Consider the following 5,394-nt stretch of genomic DNA (forward strand, 5'->3'; position numbering starts at 1 on the left):
CCTCTTATTTTTCAAGTCAATTGCTTATCCGCGATTCGGGTTAATTTAAATTTTTCATTTATAAAGAATTCTAACTTTATAAAAGCAATAAAAAATCAGAAATTAGAAAAAGAAATTATTAAGTTAAGTAAATTAACCAAGAATAGATTTGAATTATTATTGTGGGTAAGACATTGCTTAATGTATTTTCATAAGTTCGAGATTACCCATTCTAAGCAAATAGAACTAAATATGATCAATGAGATTGAAGATGGATTAGAGATTAGTTTCAGGAATGAGATTTTTTGGATACCTAAAATTAATAATTTTTTTGATATTAGCCAAGAATCAACATAGATACATTATCGAGAGGTCTTGCTAGATACAAGAAGATTTGAGAACTTTATCAAAAAATTAATTACTAGTTATTGATAGGGAGTAGAATCTTTCTATCCCCGAAATCAAGCCTACTTATCCATATTTATTTTGGATAAGACGTTTGTATTAGTCTTAAATTTTGCTGATTATTTTCCTTACTTAAATTTTGTGGTTCCTCTTTCTTATCTGCATGATGGGCATGTGAAAGTGAGCTCTCGTCTGAGTGGTCATGATCCGAAACTTCCCTCAGCTCACTGTCATCAAGCGCATGCATATGTTTAGCTGATGCTGGTTCTGCCCAACTCACAGTATTTACAACAAGAGATATAATTACGATACAGTTAACTTTCATCCATGAAGTCATTGCTTGGCTACTCCTATTACTCAATACCGACTACTGTTGTAATATACCCAGTCATTAGAAGAATTGATAAACCTAGTGACATTTCAAATAAAATGGCATAACCCAATTGTTTTGCAAATTTTGGATCCTGTAAACGAGGAGTAAAATACCATTTATTAAAGGCAGCCAATAATAAAATACTTAAAACAAATATTATTTTAATAATGAATCCATGCCCATAAGGAGTATTCAGTAAAATATTGAAATCTTTAATGAGTAATAGAGCAATACTGGCACCACATGCAAGTAATATTCCTACCACAAAAGCAGCAATTCTTCCAAACAGATGCATGCGTTCTTTCAAGGGAAGACCAGTAATTTTTTTACTTGTTCTCCATAAAGGATAAAGTGATCCCATCCATAAAGACATTACAAGTACATGGATTGATAATAAAAATTGTGCGAATAAAGGTAAATTTGTAACATGACCAAGTTGAGAAAAACTAAAAACAATAGGTGTTAAAAGTATGAGAAATATTACTCCTTCAATTTTTGAAACCTGAGTAGTTCCTTTACTAAGTTTTATGATCATCAATAGAAGTAGAAGAGCAAAACTAATTGATCGAATAATATGAACGTGCCCTGTGGGAGTATTTATTAAAATGTTTATGTAGTTGCTATCCCACATGCCAGAAAGACCTGTATTGGCAAAACTTCCAATGAGAAGGAAGAAGCTAAGAATACTGGATATTAAACCCAATCCTGCACCAATAGTTATGTACTTCAGAATAGTCTGTTTAATTTCTACATAACGACCAAGTAAGAAATAACAGAAAGCGCCACCAACAACAAATGCAATACCTAAATATAAAACGATTTTAGCCAGCCATGTTGCGTATATCCAAGTTTCAGGAAGCATATTTTTCTCCATCGTTATAGCAACATGCCAGCAAATTGCTGGCATGTTTACTAATTTCGTTTTTCTTTTATTTTGCTGCTTTAAGCGTGAAATTATATTCGCCATTCATGTTATGGCCATCTGCACCCATTGTGATCCATACCACGGTATATTTACCTTTCTTAAGTTTAGGTACGGCCACTTCAAATGACTTTTTCATATCATGAGTTATTTTATAATTTAATGGGATATCCTTACGTTGGGCATCAAGCAATTTGACGTTCATTAACATAACCTCTTCACCAAAATTTAAAGTTATGTTTTGGGGTTGACTTGCTACAGAAGCATTAATAGCAGGTGTTGCACTTTCAAGTTTTACATGTGCAAACGCACTTGAAGCAGCTACAACCATAGTTGCACCAACTAATACATTGCGTAGAACTGATACTTTATTTTGGAAAATTTTCATTTCATCATCCTTCTAAAACTGATACATAGCTAAGTAATGACCCGTTGACGTTCATGAATAGATTGAGTTGGTCATCACTCTTCGTATGCTTATTATTCAAGACAGATAGAAACGTCTTGATGACTCCAAAATTACATTTTTGTCATTTTTAAAATTGAAAACACACAAGTGTTACACTGACTTTATTGAAAATAATGGTCACTAAATGACCGGATAACGAAAAATTAGTTTAATCCTAATGAGCTCTTTATTTTGAGAATTAATATGAAGGAGGTTCTATGGACCATCATCATGAAGATAAGAATACCGGCAATAGACTTATTGACCCTGTCTGTGGAATGGCCGTAACGCAGGCTTCTAAATTCTATGAAAAAATTGACAGTAAAACGTTTTACTTTTGCAGTGAAAAATGCAAGTTAAAGTTTGAAAATGATCCTTTATTTTATATTAATGAAGAGGGTAAATCTTCTCCAACTAAAAAATCAATGAATAGAGCTGAAGTAGATTTAAATGAAATTACTAATTCAGCTCATGTAAATACTTCCACAATTTATACATGTCCCATGCATCCGGAGATTCGACAGAATCAACCTGGAAACTGTCCAATTTGTGGTATGACATTAGAGCCTTTACTTCCAAATTTAGATGAGGCTGATGAAAATCCTGAACTCAAGGACTTTAAAAGAAGATTTTGGTACACGTTACCTTTGACCGTTATCGTAATAACATTGGCGATGTTTGGTCATAAATTAAACTGGTTTGAAATTAAAGTACAAACTTGGATTGAACTTCTTCTTACCTTGCCAATAGTTTTTTGGGCGGGATGGCCATTTTTTGTTAGATGTTGGCAATCAATTTTAAATCGTAGTCCGAATATGTGGACTTTAATTGGGATTGGGACCGGTGCAGCATTTATATACAGTCTCGTTGGAACTTTGGCACCGCAAGTATTCCCTGACTCTTTTATATCTATGGGACGTGTTGCAGTATATTTTGAAGCTACTGACGCTATCATTTCACTAACATTGTTAGGTCAAGTGCTTGAGTTAAAAGCTCGCTCGCAAACTTCGGCCGCGATTAAATCTTTGCTTGGGTTGGCGCCGAAAACTGCCAGAAAAGTAAATGACGATGGTAGAGAAGAAGATATTCCTCTTTCCCATGTACACGTTGGAGATTTGCTTAGAGTACGACCAGGTGAAAAGGTACCTGTTGATGGAATAGTTACTGAAGGTTCAAGTTCTATTGATGAGTCGATGTTAACTGGAGAACCCGTACCAGTTACAAAACGTGTGGGAGACCAGGTGATTGGCGCAACTATGAATATGAATGGTTCATTAGTGATGCGTTCAGAAAAGGTTGGGTCATCAACTGTACTCTCTCAGATCGTACAAATGGTGTCGCAAGCTCAACGTTCTAAAGCTCCAATGCAAAGAATGGCAGATCAGGTAGCAGGATGGTTTGTTATGGTGGTTATTGGTATTTCTATACTTACATTTTTGGGTTGGGGAATATTCGGACCAGAGCCGAGTTGGGTTTATGGACTAATCAATGCTGTCGCAGTTTTAATTATTGCTTGCCCATGTGCTTTAGGATTAGCGACGCCTATGTCAATCATGGTGGCAACCGGTCGTGGTGCATCAAATGGTGTACTTTTTCGTGATGCTGCAGCTATAGAAAATTTACGGAAGATTGATACGTTAATTATTGATAAGACAGGTACTTTAACAGAAGGTAAGCCATCCTTTGATAAGGTTATTGCTGTTTCAGGGTATGAAGAAAATGAAATTCTTCGATTAGCTGCCAGTTTAGATCAAGGTAGTGAACATCCTTTAGCCGATGCAATTGTACGTGCTGCCCGGGAAAGAGATCTTGCACTAACGAAACCGACATCTTTTGAGTCAGGGTCTGGTATTGGCGTTAAGGGTGAGTTAAATGGACATCAGTTATCTCTAGGTAATACCGCATTAATGGAACAACTTGGTATATCTGTTGATGCATTTATCAATGATGCTGAGAAGTTAAGAGCTGAAGGTGCAAGTGTTATGAGAGGTGGATCAGGAAATTTGAACAACACTTATAAGTGATATTTTGCTCCCCAAATGATGTTATAAACATCAATATATGGAGTATTTTATGGCACGTAGACCAAGAAGAAATCATTCAAATGATTTTAAAGCTAAGGTAGCACTTGCTGCGATTAAAGCAGAAAAAACACTTGCTGAATTGAGTGCTGAATTTGATGTTCATCAAAACCAAATTATCGACTGGAAAAATCAACTGATTTCAGCTTCCTCGCAAGCTTTCGATCAATCAAAAGCTCCAACAGAACCACCCATCGATCTAAAAAAACTACATGCAAAAATCGGTGAGCAGGCATTAGAAATTGATTTTTTAGAAGGTGTGTTGAAGAAACTGGGCCGCTTCAACCACAAAAGTTAATCGATGACTCACTTCAGATTTCAGTATCTAAGCAAGCTCAGCTGCTGAAAGTCTCCCGTGGTTGTTATTACTATCGCCCAAAACCTGTGAGTGCATCAGATCTGAAGCTGATGCGGTGTATGGATGAGTTACATATGCAATACCCTTTTGCAGGTAGCCGTATGATGCGTGATTTGTTGAATCGTCAAGGACATCATATAGGACGACGTCATACACGTACTTTAATGAAGAAAATGGGCATTAATGCGTTATATTGCAAACCAAATTTAAGCCAGGCTAATCAAGCTCACCGCAAATATCCATATCTGCTCAAAGGATTGGCTATTCAGCGCAGTAATCAAGTGTGGTCTACGGATATAACGTATATCCCTATGGCAAAAGGCTTTGTTTATTTATGTGCTGTGATTGATTGGCATAGCCGCAAGGTACTAGCGCATAGAGTATCGATTAGTATGGAGGTTACATTTTGCATAGAAACATTAAATGAAGCTATTGAAAAATATGGTCGACCTGAAATATTTAATACAGACCAAGGCAGTCAGTTTACCAGTGATGCATTTATTGATGTATTGAAATCAAATGGCATTCAAATCAGTATGGATGGTAAAGGTCGATGGGTTGATAATGTGATGGTTGAACGATTATGGCGGAGCGTTAAATATGAAGAGGTGTATCTCAAAGCTTATAGCAGTGTCACAGATGCGAAAAAGCAATTGAGTGCATATTTTGAGTTTTATAATCTGAAACGACCTCATTCGAGTCTAGACAAAATGACACCAAATGAGTTTTACTATGATCAGCTACCCCAACAAAACAAGGTGGCTTAACTAGAGCGGAATATCACTTATAAATACGCTTTTAGTTGTTCAAACATGTGGGACCACCTCT

The 5,394-nt window shown here is 36.0% G+C and carries 4 protein-coding genes and 2 pseudogenes; 3 read left to right on the plus strand and 3 right to left on the minus strand.

Annotation, left to right across the window (positions count from 1 at the left end):
• A pseudogene (locus ADA42_RS18680) lies at positions 1-336 on the plus strand (hypothetical protein); the annotation flags it as partial.
• A 124-nt stretch (positions 337-460) separates the two neighbouring features.
• Here ADA42_RS18680 and ADA42_RS14720 read toward each other — a convergent pair.
• From ADA42_RS14720 to ADA42_RS14730, 3 genes are all read right to left on the minus strand, one after another.
• Entirely contained in the window at positions 461-721 is a 261-nt protein-coding gene (locus ADA42_RS14720; protein ID WP_004942915.1) for a hypothetical protein, read from the minus strand.
• A gap of 16 nt (positions 722-737) precedes the next feature.
• Entirely contained in the window at positions 738-1,619 is an 882-nt protein-coding gene (locus ADA42_RS14725) for a copper resistance D family protein (RefSeq protein WP_004942913.1), read from the minus strand.
• Positions 1,620-1,686: 67 nt separating this feature from the next.
• A complete protein-coding gene (locus tag ADA42_RS14730) occupies positions 1,687-2,067 on the minus strand; it encodes a copper resistance CopC family protein (protein ID WP_048765975.1) in 381 nt (126 codons plus the stop codon).
• Between the two features lie 278 nt (positions 2,068-2,345).
• Between ADA42_RS14730 and ADA42_RS14735 the strand changes: the two are divergent.
• Together ADA42_RS14735 and ADA42_RS18130 are read left to right on the plus strand one after the other, a co-directional pair.
• Positions 2,346-4,112: pseudogene (locus tag ADA42_RS14735) on the plus strand (heavy metal translocating P-type ATPase); the annotation flags it as partial.
• 76 nt (positions 4,113-4,188) lie between these two features.
• Positions 4,189-5,333, plus strand: a protein-coding gene (locus ADA42_RS18130; protein WP_100833519.1) for an IS3-like element ISAba14 family transposase whose coding sequence is annotated in 2 segments (ribosomal slippage) — positions 4,189-4,453 and positions 4,453-5,333 — 1,146 coding nt in all. Because the reading frame shifts where the segments join, the coding sequence is not laid out codon by codon here.
• The last annotated feature ends 61 nt before the right edge of the window (positions 5,334-5,394 follow it).

It is taken from the genome of Acinetobacter sp. 243_ASPC (genome assembly GCF_001054715.1).
In the GTDB taxonomy this organism is placed as follows: domain Bacteria; phylum Pseudomonadota; class Gammaproteobacteria; order Pseudomonadales; family Moraxellaceae; genus Acinetobacter; species Acinetobacter soli.

Coding starts and splice junctions, on each gene's coding strand:
- ADA42_RS14720 (WP_004942915.1), bottom strand. CDS start 721: ATGACTTCATGGATGAAAGTTAACTGTATCGTAATTATATCTCTTGTT.
- ADA42_RS14725 (WP_004942913.1), bottom strand. CDS start 1,619: ATGCTTCCTGAAACTTGGATATACGCAACATGGCTGGCTAAAATCGTT.
- ADA42_RS14730 (WP_048765975.1), bottom strand. CDS start 2,067: ATGAAAATTTTCCAAAATAAAGTATCAGTTCTACGCAATGTATTAGTT.